Raw genomic sequence first — 17,313 nt, forward strand, 5'->3', positions numbered from 1 at the left:
CGTTCGGCCGGGCCGAGGCCGGATGACCCGCCGCGGCGTGGCCTGACAGAATCCGGACGTGTCCGACGAACAGAAGCGCCCGCGCGTGCTCTCCGGGATCCAGCCGACCGCCGACTCGTTCCACCTGGGCAACTACCTGGGTGCGCTGCGGCAATGGGTGCGGCTGCAGGACACCCACGACACCTTCTACATGGTCGTCGACCTGCACGCGATCACCGTCGAGCAGGACCCGAAGGTGCTGCGCGATCGCACACGCCGCTCGGCCGCGCAGTTGCTCGCGCTCGGCGTCGACCCGGCCCGCAGCGCACTGTTCGTCCAGAGCCACGTGCCCGAACACGCCCAGCTGAGCTGGGTGCTGGAATGCCAGACCGGGTTCGGCGAGGCGAGCCGGATGACGCAGTTCAAGGACAAGGCCGCGAAGCAGGGCACGGATCGCGCCAGTGTCGGCCTGTTCACCTACCCGGTCCTGCAGGCCGCGGACATCCTGCTGTACCAGGCGAACGAGGTCCCCGTCGGCGAGGACCAGCGGCAGCACCTGGAGCTGACGCGCAACCTCGCGCAGCGGTTCAACAACCGCTACGGCAAGACGTTCACCGTGCCGGAGCCGCATATCGTCAAGGACACGGCGAAGATCTACGACCTGCAGGACCCGACCGCGAAGATGAGCAAGTCCTCGTCGACCGGCAACGGCCTCATCGAGCTGCTCGAAGACCCGAAGAAGTCGGCGAAGAAGGTGCGCTCGGCGGTCACCGACACCGGCCGCGAGATCGTCTTCGACGCCGAGAACAAGCCTGGCGTCTCGAATCTGCTGACGATCCTGTCCGCCCTGACCGATCAGCCGGTCGCCGAACTCGAGAACTCGTACGAGGGCAAGGGCTACGGGGACTTGAAGAAGGGCGTCGGGGAGGCGTTCGTCGAGTGGGTCACGCCGGTGCAGGAGCGCGTCCGGTCCTACCTGGACGACGTCGCCGAGCTCGACAAGGCCTTGGCGCTCGGTGCGGAGCGGGCCCGAGAGGTCGCCGCGGTGACTTTGCGGAACGTCTACGAGAACATCGGGTTCCTTCCCCCGGCAGGTTGATTCGCGCTGCGCGGTCGCGGCCGCGTGGTTAGCGTTTCAAGGTGGCGAAAGATGACGGCGCGAAGCCGGCAGAGGACAAGCTGTTACCGCGTCTGAGGCGGAAGTACGGCTGGCTCGATCACCTCATCCGGGCCAATGACGCCTTCACCGAGCGCTATGGCAACCACTACGCGGCCGCCATCACCTACTTCAGCGTGCTTTCGGTGATCCCGATCTTGATGGTCGCCTTCGCGATCATCAAGATCGTGCTCGCCGGTGACCAGGTGGTGACGAACCAGCTGGTGGACGGCATCAAGAAGTCGGTCCCGGAAGGTCTGAGCGATCTCGTCGGCAGCATCATCAAGGCGGCGCTCGACTCCGGCGGCGGGATCGGGCTGTTCGGGCTGCTGCTCGCCCTGTACTCGGGTATCGGCTGGATGTCGAACCTGCGTGACGCGCTGACCGCTCAGTGGGGGCAGGAAAAGCAGAAGCTTCCGCTGGTTTCGACCACCATCAAGGACCTGCTGTCCCTCGTCGGGCTCGGTCTCGCGCTGGTGGTCTCGTTCGGCCTCACCGCGGCGGGCAGCGGTGTCGGGCGGTTCCTGCTCGAACTGGTCGGCCTCGAGAACCAGGGCTGGGCCGTGTTCCTGTTGAAGGTCGCGACGATCCTGCTCGGTCTCCTCGCGAACACCCTGGTGTTCCTGTGGGTCATCGCGCGGCTGCCTCGTGAGCACGTCGCGTTGCGCAGCGCGGTCAAGGGCGCGATCTTCGCCGCGGTCGGGTTCATCGTGCTCCAGCAGGCCGCGACCGTTTACCTCGGCAGCGTCACGAAATCACCGGCGTTCACCTTGTTCGGCCCGGTGATCGGTCTGCTCGTGTTCGCGAACCTCGTGTCGCGCTTCCTGTTGTTCGTCACCGCGTGGACGGCGACGGCGAAGGAGAACATGCAGACGGTCATCGAGCCGCCGGCCCCGGTGCTGATCCACCCGAGGGTGACCGTTCAGCAGGGGCCGGGGCTCGGTGCCGTCGGCGGGGCTTTCGCGACCGGTGCCCTGTTGGGCTGGTTCGGCCGCCGAAAGTCCTGACGCTATTCGCCGGCCATGGCCTTCTTGCGCTGGTGGCCGATGACGAACGACGCCACGATGATCAGGAAGACGGCCAGCGTGATGATCCAGCCCGTCACCCCGAACGGGTCTTCGGCCGCGGCCGCGGCGCCGCTGTTCGACGCTCCGTCGGCGTTCGGCGCGGCGTTGGCCTGGTCCGCGTTCACGGTTTCCGGTGACCGGTATTCGATACGCCCCACCGATTCGGCCTTGGCCTCGCGCAGCGCGATGCCGTAGTCGAGGAGCTTCGCCGCCTGCTCGACGACCCGCGTCGGGCGCTGCTCGGCACGAAGCATCACGACCCCGACCCGATGACCGTTCTGGAGCGCGCTGCCCGCGTAGGTGTGGCGCGCGTCGTCGGTGAAACCGGTCTTACCGCCGGTGAAACCGGGGTAGCTGCCGAGGAGTTTGTTGTCGTTGTAGATCGTGATGACCGGTTTTCCCGCGGTGGGCGGGATTTCGAAGCTCTTGGTCTTGACCACCTTGGCGAATTCGGCCTTCTTCATCGCGTAGTGGAAGATCAGGCTCATGTCGTAGGCCGAGGTCGACATACCGGGGCCGTCGAGCCCGGACGGGGTCGCGGCCCGGGTGTCCGTGGCGCCGATCCGGGTGGCCAACGCGTTCATCTTCGCGACGGCGGCGTCCACCCCGCCGAGCACGGTGGAGAGCGCGTGCGCCGCGTCGTTGCCCGAATGCATCAGCAGGCCGTGCAGCAGCTGGTCCACTGTGTACTGACCGCCCGCGGCGATGCCCATGCAGGTGCACTCCTGCTCGGCGTCCTCCTTGGTCGGCGTGACGATCTTGCCCGGCGGGAGTTCGGTGACCACGACCAGCCCGAGCAGGACCTTGATCAGCGACGCCGGCCGCTGACGCCCGTGCGGGTCCTTCGCCGCGATGATGTCGCCGTTGTCGAGGTCCTGCAGCACCCACGACGCGGAGGTGTTCCCCTCGGGCGGGTTCAGCGCGCGCGCCGGGAGCACTAGCCCGCATTCGGCCATCCGGTCGCCGCCCACCGGAACCGGCGGGACCGGCAACGGCGCCGGCGCGGCCTCGCCGGGGCGTGGCTTCTCGGAGGTGTCGATGGGCGGGGGAGGCGTCGTCTTGTTCGCGCACGGCTGCGCCTGGGCTGGTGGCTTCGGGGCGGCTGTGGCCACCGGCGTCACCGCGAGGGCGAGCACACCGGAAACGAGGACCAGGAGCGACCGGGAGATAGCGCTGTGCACCCGAGCAATGTAGCGTCGCCGGGCCCGCTGCATACTCAGGGGCATGCGCATTTCGCGAGGTACTTCGATGTTCCTGCTGGGTTTCGGCGTGTGGTCGTGGATCATCTGGATCACGTTCGCCAAGAACCTCTGGGACAGTGACCGCGCCTGGGCCGCGGACGGTTCGCCCACCGCCTACTTCATCGTGCACGCGGTGCTGACGGTGGTCTCCTTCGTGCTCGGCACCATCATCGGCGTCATCGGTCTGCGCACGCTTCGTGGCGCCAGGTCGCAGGACGCGGAAAAGGCTGACGCCTGATCCGGTTTGTCGTCCTTTTGACGGTGGTGGGCCGCCTTCGGCTCGCCTAGGTTCACTCCACCGAATCATGGAGGTGGAATGTCCCGGATCAGACGCCTGCTCGTCCCCGCGCTCGTCGCGGCGGCGGCGGGAAGCGTGTTCGTGGCCCCGTCGGCGAGCGCCGCGCCCGCGCCGCAGTGCGACACCGCGAGCGCGCCGTTCAACTACGTGGTGCTCTACAACCCGGGTACCCCGGAGCGCAAGGTCGACAGTGAGCTGCGCGCGAAGTGCGGCGAGAAGGTCGCGTACTACCCGGAGATCGGGGTCGCGGTGGCGACCTCGCGCAACGCCGACTTCCAGGCGAAGATCGGCGTCTTCCGCGCCTACTCGGGCGGCCGCGACGTCGCGTTCCCGCCGGCGGCCACCACCAGCGCGACCCGCTCCGCCGTGGTCGACACCAAGGAAACCGAAGAGACCACCAGCGTCGCGGTCGAAGAGGATCTGTCGGCCCAGCAGTGGGACATGCGGGCGATCCAGGCTCCCGAGGCGAACAAGATCTCCGGTGGCAGCCGCTCGGTGACCGTCGGCGTACTGGACTCGGGCATCGAGCCCACCCACCCCGCGCTGAAGGCGGCCCTCGACCCGAGCGTGTCGGCCGGCTGCAACAGCGGCGCGCCCGACACCACGCCCGCCGCCTGGGCGCCCACGAACTCCGACCACGGCACGCACGTCGCCGGCACGATCGCGGGCAAGGACGCGGCGCGCGGCTTCACGGGTGTCGCGCCCGGTGTCAAGCTCGCGTCGGTGAAGGTCGTGAACGACGACGGCCTGATCCTCCCCGAGGCCGCGGTGTGCGGGTTCATGTGGGCGGCGAAGCACCGCTTCCCGGTCACGAACAACAGCTACTACATCGACCCGGGCATGTTCTACTGCTCGAAGGAGCCGGGCGACGCGGCCGCGTTCGAGGCCGTCCGCCGCGCGGTGACCTACTCGACCGGACGTGGCGTGCTGAACGTCGCCGCCGCCGGCAACAGCGGCTTCGACCCGGATGAGCAGACCACCGACCCGAACCGACCCCACCCGGTCGACGAGAGCTGCGGCATCCTGCCCAAGGCCATCGACGGCGTCGTCAACGTCTCGGCCATCGGCTACGCGGGCACGAAGTCGTCGTACAGCAACTACGGTGACGACGTTTCGGTCACCGCTCCCGGTGGCGACCGCGCCCAGCTGCCGCCCACCGGCCAGGGCGTGGGCTGCCCGCTGTCGACGATCTTCAACGGCGGCTACGGCGCCAAGTGCGGCACCTCGATGGCGTCTCCGCACGCCGCCGGCGTCGCCGCGCTGCTGGCGTCCCGCTTCCGGCACGCTCCGCCCGCGGCGCTGAGGTGGCTGCTGGAGCACCAGGCGGACGAGGTTCCGTGCGGAACCGCGGCGCCGGTCTGTGAAGGTCCGGCCAAGGACAACACGTACTACGGCCACGGCCGCGTCAACGCCCTGGACGCGGTGAAGTAAAAGGATTTCCGGGTATTCGGGGCCGGTCCACGGGGTGGGCCGGCCCCGAATGCGTTCCGCCGCTTGCCGAAAAGCAAGATCCGTTCGGTGACCACCCGAACACATACCGGATTCTTCGGTCTTGACGGTCTCCGGGCGAGGTAAACTCGTCTGGGTGAAACCCCAATGGGGTAGGTGTCGATTGATGGTCGATCGGCTTCGGTTAATGTCGCCTCCACCACATCGGCACCGATGGGGACGACCGATCCAACCTCGCGAATGGACACACATGATGACCGGCGGTTCTGAGACGGGTGGCAACTAGCCACCGCCTGGCTCCGGCATGAAACCCGTGCCGGAGCGTCAGCCGTTACGCGTGTAGTCCGCGACGAAGCCCATCCGCTCGCTCAACCGGGGCTCGCGAGCCGAGTACTCGACGATCACATCCTTGTTCCGCACTCTCTTCTTGAAATTCCGCGCGCCCTGATTGCGCACGGTGAGAGACGCGGGGTTCGGGACGTTGCGGAAGACCACTCGGTGGGTGAACTTGCAGACCTGCTTGTCGAAGACCACATCGAAGTCCTCCGGCTCCGCGCCGCTCATCAGGTCCGCCGACATCTTCGGCCACCACCACTCGACGGTCACGAGGTCGCCGTCCGCGACCCGGTTGCCCAAGTGCACGTAGATGTCGAGGCGGGGCTTGCCGGTCTTCGAGTTCTTCCAGACCGACGTGGCCTTCGCCCGTGTGCGCTCGGACGCGCTTTCCGGTCTCGCGTGGTACGCCTTGCACGAGATGCGCCGTTTCGCCCTGGCGGTCAAGGGTGTTATGCCGTAGTAGGCCATCTTGAGCGAAACGTATCTCGGCTTGCCGTCCGCGGCGGCGTTGAGGATTATGTTGCGTTTGCAGTAGACATCACCATTGTTCTCGACGATGGTTTCTTGCCGCCACTCGCGGAGGACGATCGGTGAATCCGTGTGCATGCTGTCGGCGTAGTCGTGAAGAATGTTCTCCACGTTGACGAGTTTGTTGCGTTGCCGTTGCGTTCCCGCGAACGAAACCAGCGCGGCCAAGACGAACAAGGCGCCGGCGGCGGTGGCGAAAGCCGTTCTGAGCCAAGCGACGCCGAGTACCTGACCGAGCAGGCCGACCGTGCCCAGCATGGTGATCGTGCTTCCGAACACGCGAATGTAGCCGTGTTTGTAAACCAGTTCTTCGATTTCCGCGATCAGAGGCACGAGTCGCTGCGAAAGGATCGCGCGCAGCTCCGAACCAGCACCCATCGCCTCGCCGCCCCTCGATCACCCGGCTTGGTGACTCTCCAGGCTATCTCAGTCACACACCGTTTCCAACGGTCTTCTTGACGGCGAAGCACCTTTCGACGGATACGCGACCGCGTCCTTGCTCGCTAGGTTGTGAACACCTTCGACAGTGGGGAGTTCACGATGTCGGTGTTCGGCCGGTTGGTTCCCGTGGTGGTGGGGCTGGCGATGCTCCCACTGCTCAGCACGCCCGCGGCGGCGGCTCCGGTGGCACCCTGCAGCGACGAACCGCGGGAGCTGCCCATCGACGAGTTCACCGACTATCGCGAGATGGTGCGGGAACTCGGCAGGCTCGAGCGCGCGAGCAAAGGGCGAGTGGCGGTCAAGGAGGTCGGGCGGTCCAACCGCGGCCGGGTGATCCATCAAGCGACCGTCGGGACCGGCCCGAAGGTCTTCGTGGTCTCCAGCGAGATCCACGGGAACGAAAAGACCGGCACCGACGCCCTGTTACGCATCCTGGACTACCTCGGCACCTCGGAGTCGCGAGACGCCGAGCGGCTGCGGAAGACCATCACTTTCGTCGCCGTGCCGAAACTGAACCCGGACGGCGCCGAACTCGACCGGCGCGGCAACGACCTGTCGTGGGCCGAGGTTCAGCGGACGTTCCCCCAGCTGAAGGACCGCCCGCCCGCCTGGAACTACCTCAGCGACGTCCTCCAGGGCGACGACTACCGGAAGCGGCCGGGGTTCGACGTCAACCGCGACTTCAATCCGGACCTGAACTACGTCCCGCGCGCGGAGGACCTCCCTGGCGCGCCGGACCGGCCGGGCTGGTTCATCACGCCCGAGGCGCGGGCCCTGCGTTCGGTGTACGTGGAGCTGACCGCCCGGCGCGGGAAGGTGCCCGACGTCTACGTCGATCTGCACCACCAAGGCGCGTGTGTCCGGCAGGACGGCAGCAACCGGCTCCTCGACGTCGGCATCGACTACCCGCCGCTGCCCGACAAGTTCTTCGAGCCCGGCCAGAAGTACGCGAAGTATCGCGATGTGTACACAAAGGACGAATCGAGGCAGCTGGCGATCAGCGCGTTCAACGGGATGACGTCGCGCGGTTTCGTCGGGGCGCGGTATCCGCATGCCGCGGATCGTGATCTGCCGGGGCAGGCGCGGTGTTCGTTCGCCTTGAACGGGACGGGGACGGTGCTGTTCGAGGTGCGCGGGCAGACGCAGACGCTCGGGCAGCAGCACCGGGAACACTTCACGCGCGCGGTGATGGCGGGGCTGTACAACATGCTGCGGGACGTGAGCACGGGCGCTGTCGACCGCATCGATCCGGAGGCTTTCGACCTGCTGCCGGGCACTGCGGACTCCGCTGACTCCGCCGACTCCGCCGCCGCGGCCCGCGTTCTGGAGTAGCGCGCCGGTTGCAAGTACATGAAGGCCCCCTTCCTTGCGCCTAGGTACAGGAAGGTGGCCTTCATGTACTTCAGGCCGCCGACGAGAGGTGGATGTCGGGCCGGGGCCTGGCTGAGGCGACGCGATGAGCGGCAGTGAGATCGGAGAGAACGCCGTCGGGGTCGTCTCGCAGCCGGGAAGGCAGGGTTTGCACGACGACGAGACCCGCCGCCGCGTACCGGGTGTTGCGGTCGACGGTTCGTGCGTAGTCCGCTTTGCGGAAGTGAAACTCGAACGAGTCGATTTCCCAGACGAGGCCCACGTCCTGCCACAACGCGTCGGGACGACCGATGTAGCGGCCCTCACGGTCGTGGATCGTCGCGTTCCAATGGCTCGGGGGAACAGACAGTCTCTGTGCGAGCAGTTTGGCCCGCGACTCCGCCATGGAACGGAGGTCCACCCAGCCCGTCAGCAACCGTCTCGGTACCGCGGTCCCTCGTAGCGAGCCGTGATCGAGTTCGCGGAGCAGGGCCTTCGGATGGCACCCGCCTTTCTGGACCGCTTCGATCAGAACCGCCTCGACCTGCTCGGCGTTCCCGAGCCGGCGCACTGTATCCGTCGTGGCCCGGATCAGCGGCGCCAAGGGAACTCCGTCCCGGGTGACCGGTGGTGGCAGTCGGATCGTCCGCTCCATGGTCACGAAGCCGGTGCTGCGGATCTTCCGGTCGTGCGGAATCAGCAGGTGCAGTCCTGTATCCGGCGGCATCGCCGCCTGCCGAAGGCCGTGCCGGAGACAGGCTTCCGTGCCGGTGAGAACCGCGTCCTCGCCACCGTGCAGGAGACCCGCGGTCACGAGTTGTTCGGTTGTCGGCTCGTTGTTGTGCAGCAGGACTATGCCCGGAAGCAGTCGCCGCCAAGGCCCACCTGGCAAGCAACGGGTATAGATCGTCCTGCTGCTCATCTCCAGGCTTTCCAGGTCGGAAGCCCGGACGACGCCATTGCGGCTTCGCTCTGACAGCAGTTCGGGATGCTGAGCCCATCTTCCCCTCTTGGTCATGCAACCAGCCTGAGCGCGGTAGCTACTACGTCACCAGTGCCATTCGCGAGACCTGTGGATAACCACCCTGTTGTGGATAACTCGGTCGCAAGTACATGAAGGCCCCCTTCCTTGCGCTAGGCGCAAGGAAGGGGGCCTTCATGTACTTGGAGCAGAAGTGTCAGACGCGCTTGAACAGCAGGGCGCGCTTCACTTCCTGAATGGCCTTCGTCACCTGGATACCGCGCGGGCAGGCGTCGGTGCAGTTGAACGTCGTCCGGCAGCGCCAGACACCCTCGGAGTCGTTCAGGATGTCGAGACGCTCTTCGGCGCCTTCGTCACGCGAGTCGAAGATGAACCGGTGCGCGTTGACGATCGCCGCCGGGCCGAAGTACGAGCCGTCGTTCCAGTACACCGGGCACGAGGACGTGCAGCAGGCGCACAGGATGCACTTGGTCGTGTCGTCGAACCGGTCGCGGTCGGCCTGCGACTGGATCCGCTCGCGCGTGGGCTCGTTCCCGTAGGCGATCAGGTACGGCTTCACCGCACGGTACGCCTCGAAGAACGGGTCCATGTCGACGTAAAGGTCCTTGAGCGTGGTCAGACCCTTGATCGGCGCGATCGTGATCGTCGTCTTCTTGCCGTTGGTCTCCAGCAGGTCCTTCATCAGGACCTTGCACGCCAGCCGGTTGATGCCGTTGATCTGCATCGCGTCGGAACCACAGACGCCGTGCGCGCACGAGCGCCGGAACGAGAACGTCCCGTCGATGTAGTCCTTCACGTAGAACAGCAGGTTCAGCAGCCGGTCGGTGCGCTGCGCCGGGACGTCGTAGGACTCCCAGTGCGGCTCGTTGTCGATCTCGGGGTTGAACCGGAGGATCTTCAGCGTGACGGTGATCGGCGTGTGGTCGGAGGACACGGCCTCCGACTTCTCGGGGGTGGCCGTGGTCATCAGTACTTCCGCTCCATCGGTTCGTAGCGGGTGAAGGTCACCGGCTTGTAGTCCAGGCGGACGTCGGCGGTAAGACCTTCGCCCTCCTTGTAGGCCATGGTGTGCCGCATGAAGTTCGTGTCGTCACGGTTCGGGTAGTCCTCGCGCGCGTGCCCGCCGCGGGATTCCTTGCGCGCCAGGGCGCCGACGACCAGGACCTCGGCGAGTTCGAGCAGGAAGCCCAGCTCGACGGCCTCGAGGACGTCGGTGTTGTACCGCTTCCCCTTGTCCGACACGGTGATCCGGCTGTACCGCTCCTTCAGCGCCTGCACGTCGGTCAGCGCCTGCTTCAGGGTGTCCTCGGTGCGGTACACCGAAGCGTGCGAGTCCATCGTCCGCTGCAGCTCGGTGCGGATGTCGGCGACGCGCTCGTCACCGTGCTCCGAAAGCAGCAGCGCCAGCTGGTCTTCCACGACGCGAGTCGGGTTCTCCGGCAGCTCGATGTGCTCGTGCGCCAGCGCGTACTCGGCGGCGGCGATGCCGGCGCGACGGCCGAACACGTTGATGTCGAGCAGCGAGTTGGTGCCGAGCCGGTTCGAGCCGTGCACCGAAACACACGCGACCTCGCCCGCGGCGTACAGGCCGGGGATGACGTTCTCGTTGTCCCGCAACGCCTCGCCGTGGATGTTGGTCGGGATACCGCCCATCACGTAGTGGCAGGTCGGGAACACGGGCACCGGCTCGGTGACCGGGTCGACGCCCAGGTAAGTCCGCGAGAACTCCATGATGTCCGGGAGTTTCGCGTTCAGCGTCTCTTCCGGGATGTGCGTGACGTCGAGGACGACGTAGTCCTTGTTCGGCCCGCAACCACGGCCCTGCAGCACTTCCTGCACCATCGACCGGGCGACGATGTCACGCGGCGCGAGGTCCTTGATGGTGGGGGCGTAGCGCTCCATGAACCGCTCGCCGTCGGCGTTGCGGAGGATGCCGCCCTCGCCGCGCACGGCCTCGGAGATGAGGATGCCGAGCCCGGCCAGACCTGTCGGGTGGAACTGGAAGAACTCCATGTCCTCCAGCGGCAGGCCCTTGCGGAAGATGATGCCGAGGCCGTCACCGGTGAGGGTGTGCGCGTTCGACGTGGTCTTGAAGATCTTGCCCGCGCCGCCGGTGGCGAACACGATCGACTTCGCCTGGAAGACGTGCAGCTCGCCGGTCGCCAGCTCGTAGGCGACGACGCCGGACGCGACCGGGTTGCCGTTCTCGTCCGGGGTCAGCACCAGGTCGAGCACGTAGAACTCGTTGAAGAACTCGGTGCCGTGCTTGACGCAGTTTTGATACAGCGTCTGCAGGATCATGTGCCCCGTGCGGTCCGCGGCGTAGCAGGCGCGGCGCACCGCGGCCTTGCCGTGGTCACGGGTGTGGCCGCCGAAGCGGCGCTGGTCGATCTTGCCTTCGGGCGTCCGGTTGAACGGCAGGCCCATCTTTTCGAGGTCGAGGACCGCGTCGATGGCTTCCTTCGCCATGATCTCGGCGGCGTCCTGGTCGACCAGGTAGTCGCCGCCCTTGATCGTGTCGAAGGTGTGCCACTCCCAGTTGTCCTCTTCGACGTTCGCCAGCGCGGCGCACATGCCGCCCTGGGCGGCGCCGGTGTGCGAACGCGTCGGGTAGAGCTTGGTGAGGACCGCGGTGCGGGCACGCTGGCCGGATTCGATGGCCGCGCGCATGCCGGCGCCACCGGCGCCGACGATCACCACGTCGTACTTGTGGAACTGCATGAGGACTCCGCTTTGAACGTGTGGTGGGGCGTCAGTTGGCCGAGATGCCGGGATCGAAGGTGAAGATCACCATCGTGCCGACGGCGAGGATCAGCACCATCGAGACGTAGAGCACGATCTTCAGCCAGAACCGGGTGCTGTCCTTGCGGGCGTAGTCGTCGATGATCGTCCGCAGGCCGTTGCCGCCGTGGATCTCGGCGAGCCACAGCATCGACAGGTCCCAGAACTGCCAGAACGGCGAGGCCCAGCGGCCGGCGACGAAGCCCCAGTTGATGCGGTGCACGCCGCCGTCGAGGATGTTCATGATGAACAGGTGGCCGAGCACCAGCACGATCAGGGCGAGGCCCGAGATGCGCATGAACAGCCAGCTGTAGAGCTCGAAGTTGCTGCGGCGAGCGGCGGGGCGCTTCGGCGAGCGCGGCTTGTCGAGTGCGAGGACTTCGGATGCCATGGTCAGTTACCCCCGAAGAGCGTCTCGACGGTGCGCTTCATCATGAAGAAGGCACCGGGAATCATCACCACGACCCAGATGGCCAGGATGGTCCAGAGCATCGGCTTCTGGAACTTCGGTCCCTTCTCCCAGAAGTCGACCAGCATGACCCGGATGCCGTTGAGCGCGTGGAACAGCACCGCGCCGACGAGGCCGACCTCGAGGAGGTTGACCAGCGGGGTCTTGTAGGTCTCGATGACCTCGTTGTACGTGTCGGGCGACACGCGCACGAGCGCGGTGTCGAGCACGTGCACGAAGAGGAAGAAGAATGTCAGCACGCCGGTGATGCGGTGCAGCACCCAGGACCACATACCGGGGTCGCCCCGGTAGAAGGTCCCTTGCCGGCGTGAGGCACCCGCCCGATCGCTCGCGGCCGCCTCAGAGGCGGTGCTAGCCGTGGTGGACATCGGTGAACGGCCTCCAACGTCATGGCTTGGGCCCGCTGACCGCTGGTTTCCGCGCCTGCCGCCGGGTCGTCCACCTGGGACGGCTCCGGCGACGGTGCCGAGATCATGGTCATCGAGCGTGGATGAAAAGGATGCTAGACCCGCACCTCACGGTGGGCTCACCTCCGGGTTCGTGTGTGTGATGGACCAGACATCACGCCCTGTCGCGGGTGACGGCGGCGGATCCGCCCCGGTTCGCCGCTTACGCGCCGATCCAAGCCCCTAAAGGCCAAGGACATCCGATCTCTTTCAGTGGGACATCGCCTCGGGTTGAACGCCGATCGGCCGAAGGGGTTGCTCTAATGGGAGTTTATTGACGTATCGTATTTCATATCTTACGTTCGGCCGGGTAGACATCTGATCACTCGGCCGAGTTCACGATGGGGTGACCATGGGCCAGCCTCAGTGTCATCGGCCCGCCTCCGTGGCTGAGCGGACCGTCGCGCCGCGCCCGGCCGTGCGGGCCCCGCTCACGCCGGTGAGTGAACTCACGAGTGTCGCCGCGCCCCGGATCCGCAGGTCCTATGTGGACGGCGGATACGCGCCCCCTTCCGCCGCCACCCCGTCCCCCGATGAAGGGAAAACCGTCATGGAGAACATCGACCGCCGGAAGGTGCTCGTCCTGGGTGCCGGCGTGTTCGGCGCGGTCGCGCTCGGCGCCGGGACGGCGCGGGCGGCGACCTGGACCTTGCGGTGGAGCCCCGATCCCGCCGAAGACGGGCTGAGGGCGTTCGAAGGGCTGGAGGACGATCGCGCGGGCTCGCATCCCGGGGTCAAGCACATCTATCCCGAGGGCGATCACTGGCGGTTCGACATGCACACCCGTGATGTCGACACGTCGACAGATCGGCAGCGCAACGAGTCGAAGGGGATGCGCGACGGCGACACCACCTACAAGATCCTCCAGAACCAGACCTGGCGGATCTCCTACCAGGCCTATTGGCCCTCCGAGCTGACCGCCACGACGTCGTTCACACATCTGTTCCAGATGAAGGTGCCCGACGTCGGCGCTCCACAGTGGACGCTCACGCCGCGCCAGAAGGGCGGGAAGGGGGTGCTGACGATCGCCGGTGACTCGGGCGCGGAGGCCGACCTCGCCGACTACGCGCCCCTGCAGAACAAGTGGATCGACGTGTCGTGGGAGTTCAAGGCTTCGCACACCGGATACCTGCGCTGCGTGCTCAAGGACGGCGCCCGCACCGTCGCCGACGTCCGGAAACCGGCGGATCTGTGGCGGGACAAGAACTATCTGCGGCCGAAATGGGGTATCTACCGCAGCCTCAACTCGTCCGGCCTGAAGAACTGTCACCAGAACATCCGTGGTCTCAAGTCCTACCAGCTGGTCTGAGGGGGGCGGCATGCGGAAGACCGGAGCGACGCTGATGGCGGCGGTCGCGCTGGCCGTGCTGGTGACGGCTCCCGCCGCGGAGGCCTTGCCGGACGGACTGGCGCTGACCCCGCCCATGGGGTTCAACAACTGGAACACGACCGGCTGCGACGTCGACGAGAAGCTGATCCGCGACACCGCGGACATCTTCGTCTCGAAGGGGCTCAAGGCCGCCGGCTACGAGTACGTCAACGTCGACGACTGCTGGGCGGAGCCGCTGCGCGACGCCGAGGGGAAGCTGGAAGCGCACAGGACACGATTCCCGAGCGGTATCAAGGCACTCGCCGACTACGTGCATTCGAAGGGGCTCAAGTTCGGCATCTACACCAGCGCCGGCACGGTGACCTGCGCCAAGACGATGCCGGGCGGGCTCGACCACGAAGAGGTCGACGCGCGGACCTTCGCCGACTGGGGTGTCGACTACCTCAAGTACGACAACTGCAACAACCAGGGCCGTCCCGCGCTGGAGCGGTACACGAAGATGCGGGACGCGCTGAAGAGGACCGGCCGCCCGATCGTGTTCTCGATCTGCGAGTGGGGCGAGAACAAACCGTGGCAGTGGGGTGCGGACGTCGGGCATCTGTGGCGGACCACGGGCGACATCAAGGACAACTGGTCACGGATGCTCCAGCTGATGAAGCAGAACGCGCCGCTGGACGCCTACGCCGGACCGGGCCGGTGGAACGACCCCGACATGCTCGAAGTCGGCAACGGCGGCATGTCCACGGCCGAGTACAAGACGCATTTCGCGCTGTGGGCCATGATGGCCGCGCCGCTGCTGATCGGCGCCGACTTGCGGAAGGTGTCGGCCGAGCATTTCGACATCCTCCGCAACGACGAGATCATCGCGGTCGACCAGGACCGCAAGGGTGTCCAGGCGAAGGTGCTGTCCGCCGTGGACGGGAAATGGGTCTTCGCGAAACCACTGGCGAACGGCGACGTCGCGGTGGCGCTGTTCAACGAGAACTCGGCGAACGCGACGATCTCGACCAGCGCGCGGGAGATCGGCCTGCCGTCCGCGGCCGGGTACAGCCTGCGGGATCTGTGGCGGCACGAGAACCTGCAGACCGCCGGGCGGATCTCGGCGGTCGTCGGCCCGCACGAGACGGTGATCTACCGGGTGAAGGCGGGTGGCGACTGGTTCCGGCACGCGCCGCTGGTCAGCGGTGGGCTCGAACTCCGTGCCCCGGTGCCGGGCATCCCCGGCGAAATCCTTCCTCCGGGTGAACCGATCGAGGTCACGGTCCGGGCGACCAACGAGGCCCGCGTCCCGGTGTTCACCCCGGAGGTCTCCTTGACGGCACCGGACGGGTGGAAGGCCGAGCGACTGGCCCTGCCGCGTCCGGTGGTGCTGACCACGGGTGAGTCCGCGACCGGTCGCTGGCGGCTCACTCCGCCACCGGCGGCGGCCGGTACGAAGGCGGTGCTGACCAGCGCACTCGCGTACCGGACGACACGTTTCGGAAAGGTGACGAGAGCCACGGCCTCACCGGTGACGGTGCCCGCGGCGCCGCCGTCCGGCCGGGTCTGGGCCAGCGACGTCGCCATCGCCGCCGAACGGAACGGGTACGGGCCGGTCGAGAAGGACATGTCGAACGGCGGGATCCCGGCCGGTGACGGCAAGCCGCTGACCATCAACGGCGCGAAACACGCCAAAGGCCTGGGGACGCACGCGAGCGCCGAGGTCGTGTTCTATCTCGGCGGCCGCTGTTCGGCGTTCAGCACCGACGTCGGGATCGACGACGAGAAGGAGCCGGCGACGAAACAGGGTTCGGCGGCGTTCGAGGTCTACGCGGACGGGACCAAGGCCGCCGGGTCCGGTCTGAAGACCTGGGCGGATCCGGCGACGACCTTGACCGCGGACGTGACCGGGGCGCGCTACCTGCGGCTCGTGCTCACCGACGGTGGCGACGGTGTCCAGTACGACCGGGGTGATTGGGCCTCGCCGGTGCTCACCTGCGAGTAGGCCCTGAACAGGGCGTGAGCGCCTTCTTCCCCGCGCCCGAACGGGGGAGAAGGCCTCCTCACGGCTACTCCATTGTGATCACCGTAAGTACTCCATTCGTCGCGCTCACGATTCATGAGTAAACGTTTGTGTTACGTAGCGTGCCTTTCCTATGGCAGCAAAGCGGCCGTTAGGTACCGTCTCTCGGTCGAACCCGGCAGCGTCGCCGGGTCGCTTTCTTCGGACCATCCGCTGGATCAGCGGGGAGGGAGACACACGTTGCGTCGCATGCGTGGAACCGCGCTGGCCGCCGCCGCCATGGCCGGTGCACTGGTACTTGCCGGGTGCGCGAAGGATTCGGGTGCGGGGAACAACAACAACGCGAGCTCTGGGGACCAGTCCGCCAGCTGCGTGACGGCGCCGAAGCCGCCTGCCGCGGCGGCCGCCTCGACCAGCTCCGCGCAGTCGGGTGAGAAGGTCAACGGCAGCAAGCTGAAGGTCGCGCTGGCCTTCGACGTCGGCGGCCGCGGCGACGCGTCCTTCAACGACTCCGCCGCCGCCGGTACCGACAAGGCGAAGGCCGAGCTCGGCGTCACCTCGGTGACCGAAAGCACCGCCGCCGCGACCGAGGACGAGGCCGCGAAGTCGCAGCGTCTCGACCAGCTCGCTTCGCAGGGCTTCAGCCCGGTCATCGCGGTCGGCTTCGCCTACGCCAAGGCCGTCGGCGCCATCGCGCCGAAGTACCCGAACACCCAGTTCGCGATCGTCGACGACGACTCCGTCAAGGCGCCGAACGTCACCCCGCTGGTGTTCGCCGAGGAGCAGGGCTCGTTCCTGGCCGGTGTCGCGGCCGCTTACAAGTCCAAGAAGTGCCACGTCGGCTTCGTCGGCGGCGTGAACACGCCGCTGATCCAGAAGTTCGAGGCGGGCTTCCTGCAGGGTGTGAAGGCCGCGTCGACCAAGGCCAAGATCGAGGACGAGTACCTCACCCCGGCCGGTGACTTCTCCGGGTTCCAGGACCCGGCGAAGGGCAACGTGAAGGCCGCCGCGCAGATCGCCAAGGGCGCGGACGTGATCTACCACGCCGCCGGTGCCTCCGGTAAGGGCGTCTTCGAGGCGGCCAAGTCCAACAACGCCATGGCCATCGGCGTCGACTCCGACCAGTACAACCAGAAGACGGTCGAGGCGTCGAAGGACGTCATCATCACCTCGATGCTCAAGCGCGTCGACGTGGCGGTGTTCGACTACCTGCGCGCGCTGGCGAAGGGCGACCTGACGACCCTGCCGAAGCGCTTCGACCTCAAGGTCGACGGCATCGGCTACGCCACCTCCGGTGGCAAGGTCGACGACATCAAGGACGTCCTCGACGGCTACAAGGCGCAGATCGTCTCCGGGGCGATCACCGTCTCGGACAAGCCGCAGAAGTAAGGTTCACCAGGCAGCAGGGCTCGGAAGGGCGACCCTTCCGAGCCCTCACCTGTTTAACTCCCAGACTGG

The 17,313-nt window shown here is 66.8% G+C and carries 15 protein-coding genes; 8 read left to right on the plus strand and 7 right to left on the minus strand.

Annotated elements, in window-relative coordinates; all coding sequences use genetic code 11:
- The first annotated feature begins 58 nt into the window (after positions 1 to 58).
- Both trpS and ACIBTM_RS17720 read left to right on the plus strand, forming a co-directional pair.
- Positions 59 to 1,078 carry a tryptophan--tRNA ligase gene (trpS, locus tag ACIBTM_RS17715; protein WP_395877751.1) on the plus strand — a complete coding sequence of 340 codons (1,020 nt, stop codon included), beginning with the start codon at positions 59 to 61 and terminating at the stop codon, positions 1,076 to 1,078.
- Positions 1,079 to 1,119: 41 nt separating this feature from the next.
- The gene (locus ACIBTM_RS17720) at positions 1,120 to 2,142 is read left to right on the plus strand and encodes a YhjD/YihY/BrkB family envelope integrity protein (protein WP_395877753.1); all 1,023 of its coding nucleotides are present in this window, start codon (positions 1,120 to 1,122) and stop codon (positions 2,140 to 2,142) included.
- Positions 2,143 to 2,144: 2 nt separating this feature from the next.
- Here the strand turns inward: ACIBTM_RS17720 and ACIBTM_RS17725 are convergent, their stop codons facing one another.
- A complete protein-coding gene (locus ACIBTM_RS17725) occupies positions 2,145 to 3,383 on the minus strand; it encodes a D-alanyl-D-alanine carboxypeptidase family protein (protein WP_395877755.1) in 1,239 nt (412 codons plus the stop codon).
- Positions 3,384 to 3,426: 43 nt separating this feature from the next.
- Here ACIBTM_RS17725 and ACIBTM_RS17730 point away from each other — a divergent pair, with 43 nt between their 5' ends.
- Positions 3,427 to 3,681 carry an SCO4848 family membrane protein gene (locus ACIBTM_RS17730; RefSeq protein WP_395877757.1) on the plus strand — a complete coding sequence of 85 codons (255 nt, stop codon included), beginning with the start codon at positions 3,427 to 3,429 and terminating at the stop codon, positions 3,679 to 3,681.
- A 78-nt stretch (positions 3,682 to 3,759) separates the two neighbouring features.
- Positions 3,760 to 5,172 carry a S8 family peptidase gene (locus ACIBTM_RS17735; RefSeq protein WP_395877759.1) on the plus strand — a complete coding sequence of 471 codons (1,413 nt, stop codon included), beginning with the start codon at positions 3,760 to 3,762 and terminating at the stop codon, positions 5,170 to 5,172.
- 342 nt (positions 5,173 to 5,514) lie between these two features.
- Here the strand turns inward: ACIBTM_RS17735 and ACIBTM_RS17740 are convergent, their stop codons facing one another.
- A complete protein-coding gene (locus ACIBTM_RS17740) occupies positions 5,515 to 6,432 on the minus strand; it encodes a hypothetical protein (RefSeq protein ID WP_395877761.1) in 918 nt (305 codons plus the stop codon).
- 162 nt (positions 6,433 to 6,594) lie between these two features.
- Here ACIBTM_RS17740 and ACIBTM_RS17745 point away from each other — a divergent pair, with 162 nt between their 5' ends.
- On the plus strand, positions 6,595 to 7,827 hold the full coding sequence (locus ACIBTM_RS17745) for a M14 family zinc carboxypeptidase (RefSeq protein WP_395877763.1): 1,233 nt from the start codon (positions 6,595 to 6,597) through the stop codon (positions 7,825 to 7,827).
- 70 nt (positions 7,828 to 7,897) lie between these two features.
- On the opposite strand, the gene ACIBTM_RS17750 is transcribed toward ACIBTM_RS17745, so the two are convergent.
- From ACIBTM_RS17750 to sdhC, 5 genes are all read right to left on the minus strand, one after another.
- Positions 7,898 to 8,863 (minus strand): hypothetical protein, encoded by a 966-nt coding sequence (locus tag ACIBTM_RS17750; RefSeq protein WP_395877765.1) that lies wholly within the window; start codon positions 8,861 to 8,863, stop codon positions 7,898 to 7,900.
- A 160-nt stretch (positions 8,864 to 9,023) separates the two neighbouring features.
- Positions 9,024 to 9,794 (minus strand): succinate dehydrogenase iron-sulfur subunit, encoded by a 771-nt coding sequence (locus ACIBTM_RS17755; protein WP_101612304.1) that lies wholly within the window; start codon positions 9,792 to 9,794, stop codon positions 9,024 to 9,026.
- Positions 9,794 to 11,548: a succinate dehydrogenase flavoprotein subunit gene (gene sdhA, locus ACIBTM_RS17760; RefSeq protein ID WP_395877767.1), complete on the minus strand. Its 1,755-nt coding sequence runs from the start codon at positions 11,546 to 11,548 to the stop codon at positions 9,794 to 9,796. The genes ACIBTM_RS17755 and sdhA overlap by 1 nt, the downstream gene beginning before the upstream one ends.
- Positions 11,549 to 11,579: 31 nt before the next feature.
- The gene (locus ACIBTM_RS17765; RefSeq protein ID WP_037315751.1) at positions 11,580 to 11,999 is read right to left on the minus strand and encodes a succinate dehydrogenase hydrophobic membrane anchor subunit; all 420 of its coding nucleotides are present in this window, start codon (positions 11,997 to 11,999) and stop codon (positions 11,580 to 11,582) included.
- 2 nt (positions 12,000 to 12,001) lie between these two features.
- Positions 12,002 to 12,445, minus strand: a complete 444-nt coding sequence (sdhC, locus tag ACIBTM_RS17770; RefSeq protein ID WP_081736504.1) for a succinate dehydrogenase, cytochrome b556 subunit — start codon at positions 12,443 to 12,445, stop codon at positions 12,002 to 12,004.
- 463 nt (positions 12,446 to 12,908) lie between these two features.
- On the opposite strand from sdhC, the gene ACIBTM_RS17775 reads away from it, so the two are divergent.
- The 3 genes from ACIBTM_RS17775 (at position 12,909) to ACIBTM_RS17785 (ending at position 17,244) form a co-directional block, all read left to right on the plus strand.
- A complete protein-coding gene (locus ACIBTM_RS17775; protein WP_395877770.1) occupies positions 12,909 to 13,832 on the plus strand; it encodes a Tat pathway signal sequence domain protein in 924 nt (307 codons plus the stop codon).
- Positions 13,833 to 13,842: 10 nt separating this feature from the next.
- A complete protein-coding gene (locus ACIBTM_RS17780; protein ID WP_395877772.1) occupies positions 13,843 to 15,837 on the plus strand; it encodes an NPCBM/NEW2 domain-containing protein in 1,995 nt (664 codons plus the stop codon).
- A 267-nt stretch (positions 15,838 to 16,104) separates the two neighbouring features.
- The gene (locus ACIBTM_RS17785) at positions 16,105 to 17,244 is read left to right on the plus strand and encodes a BMP family protein (RefSeq protein ID WP_395877774.1); all 1,140 of its coding nucleotides are present in this window, start codon (positions 16,105 to 16,107) and stop codon (positions 17,242 to 17,244) included.
- The last annotated feature ends 69 nt before the right edge of the window (positions 17,245 to 17,313 follow it).

It is taken from the genome of Amycolatopsis sp. NPDC049868 (assembly GCF_044461365.1).
Classification (GTDB): domain Bacteria; phylum Actinomycetota; class Actinomycetes; order Mycobacteriales; family Pseudonocardiaceae; genus Amycolatopsis.

Excerpts from the sequence above, each read along its gene's own strand:
- ACIBTM_RS17765 (WP_037315751.1), bottom strand. The coding sequence starts at position 11,999 with ATGGCATCCGAAGTCCTCGCACTCGACAAGCCGCGCTCGCCGAAGCGC.
- ACIBTM_RS17785 (WP_395877774.1), top strand. The coding sequence starts at position 16,105 with ATGCGTGGAACCGCGCTGGCCGCCGCCGCCATGGCCGGTGCACTGGTA.
- ACIBTM_RS17730 (WP_395877757.1), top strand. The coding sequence starts at position 3,427 with ATGCGCATTTCGCGAGGTACTTCGATGTTCCTGCTGGGTTTCGGCGTG.
- sdhA (WP_395877767.1), bottom strand. The coding sequence starts at position 11,548 with ATGCAGTTCCACAAGTACGACGTGGTGATCGTCGGCGCCGGTGGCGCC.
- sdhC (WP_081736504.1), bottom strand. The coding sequence starts at position 12,445 with ATGTCCACCACGGCTAGCACCGCCTCTGAGGCGGCCGCGAGCGATCGG.
- ACIBTM_RS17740 (WP_395877761.1), bottom strand. The coding sequence starts at position 6,432 with ATGGGTGCTGGTTCGGAGCTGCGCGCGATCCTTTCGCAGCGACTCGTG.
- ACIBTM_RS17745 (WP_395877763.1), top strand. The coding sequence starts at position 6,595 with ATGTCGGTGTTCGGCCGGTTGGTTCCCGTGGTGGTGGGGCTGGCGATG.
- ACIBTM_RS17750 (WP_395877765.1), bottom strand. The coding sequence starts at position 8,863 with ATGACCAAGAGGGGAAGATGGGCTCAGCATCCCGAACTGCTGTCAGAG.
- ACIBTM_RS17735 (WP_395877759.1), top strand. The coding sequence starts at position 3,760 with ATGTCCCGGATCAGACGCCTGCTCGTCCCCGCGCTCGTCGCGGCGGCG.
- ACIBTM_RS17780 (WP_395877772.1), top strand. The coding sequence starts at position 13,843 with ATGCGGAAGACCGGAGCGACGCTGATGGCGGCGGTCGCGCTGGCCGTG.
- ACIBTM_RS17755 (WP_101612304.1), bottom strand. The coding sequence starts at position 9,794 with ATGACCACGGCCACCCCCGAGAAGTCGGAGGCCGTGTCCTCCGACCAC.